Raw genomic sequence first — 1,291 nt, 5'->3', positions numbered from 1 at the left:
CCTTCAACGTAATGAAGTTTTACGCCTTCAGACTCTATAAACTTACTAGATAAACCTTTTGCATAAGAATATTGCCCTAGCCCATTAGATTTCACTTTATTAAACATTTGCTGTGAAACAGCTGGTGGCGTATCTATCGACTTTAAGTTTGGGTCATATTCTGCATTTGCATATGATGAACTAACCAAAATAAAAGCTGTAGAAATGGATATATTTTTAAAATATCTATTCATATTAATGACTCATTTAAAATAAATAATTTATTGCACCCAAGCCTTAAGCCTGAGTGCGATGAATTTCATATTTATTTAAATAAAAAGTTCGATAAACTTTTTTCAACACCTTCAGCATTTTCTTCCACCATCCAGTGTCCTGTATCTGGCAAAATAATGGCAGTGTATTGGGCAGGATCAGCGACAAATCTTGCTCGCATCTCTTTCACCAAAACATCATTTACGCCTTTTTGGCCTGTAAGTGCCATAGAAGGTATGGTTAACTTTTTACCATTAGCAAGTAATGCTTCATTTTGACGAACTGAATCAGCATGAGAATGGTAATAACCAAAAGCTGCTTTTAATTTATCTCGAGTTGAATATGGTTCAATCAACTCAGCAAGGAGTTCAGGCGTAAAAATGTCTTTTTTACCTGCATAAGTTTTAATAAAGTACGAGAGAAATAAATTTGGGTCATTCGCAATTTGCTTTTCAGCAATATCACCAAAACTAAAATAGCCAAAATGCCAGCCTAAACCCGGTCCTTTTGGTGAATAACCCGGGTGATTGAATGTCTCCATATCTGGAATTGGAGAATCCATAAAGACAACTTTTTTAACGTAATCTTGATTATTTGCAACTAGAGGGTAAGAGGCCGTATTTCCAATGTCATGACTCACATAATAAATAGGCTCATTCTTGGTAATTTGTTTTATGGCACTTAATAGAATTTTCGATACATTCTCTGCGGAGTAATCATCGTTAAGTATGGGAGATGATTGACCCAAACCCGGTAAATCTATTGCAATCACTTTATGGTCTTTCATATAAGAAAGCATGACTGGTTCCCACATTTTCCATGTCGAACCAAAACCATGAATAAATACAATTGGTGTGCCTTTAGATCCGCCTTCAACGTAATGAAGTTTTACGCCTTCAGACTCTATAAACTTACTAGATAAACCTTTTGCATAAGCATACTGACCTAACCCCTCAGATTTCACTTTATTAAACATTTGCTGTGAAACGGCTGGAGGTGTATCTATCGACTTTAAGTTTGGGTCATATTCTGCATTTGC

1 protein-coding gene and 1 pseudogene are annotated in these 1,291 nt (G+C 35.6%); both read right to left on the bottom strand.

Annotated features, from left to right (window positions below; genetic code table 11):
• Positions 1 to 233: pseudogene (locus tag J582_RS25280) on the bottom strand (alpha/beta hydrolase); the annotation flags it as partial.
• A gap of 71 nt (positions 234 to 304) precedes the next feature.
• A partial coding sequence (locus tag J582_RS25275; protein ID WP_032048941.1) for an alpha/beta fold hydrolase occupies positions 305 to 1,291 on the bottom strand: 987 nt, incomplete at its 5' end.

Origin of the sequence: Acinetobacter sp. 1566109, assembly GCF_000582255.1 — a bacterium.
GTDB lineage: Bacteria > Pseudomonadota > Gammaproteobacteria > Pseudomonadales > Moraxellaceae > Acinetobacter > Acinetobacter nosocomialis.
The sequence above is the reverse complement of the archived record's forward strand: the minus strand, read 5'-3'. Positions and strand labels throughout refer to the sequence as shown.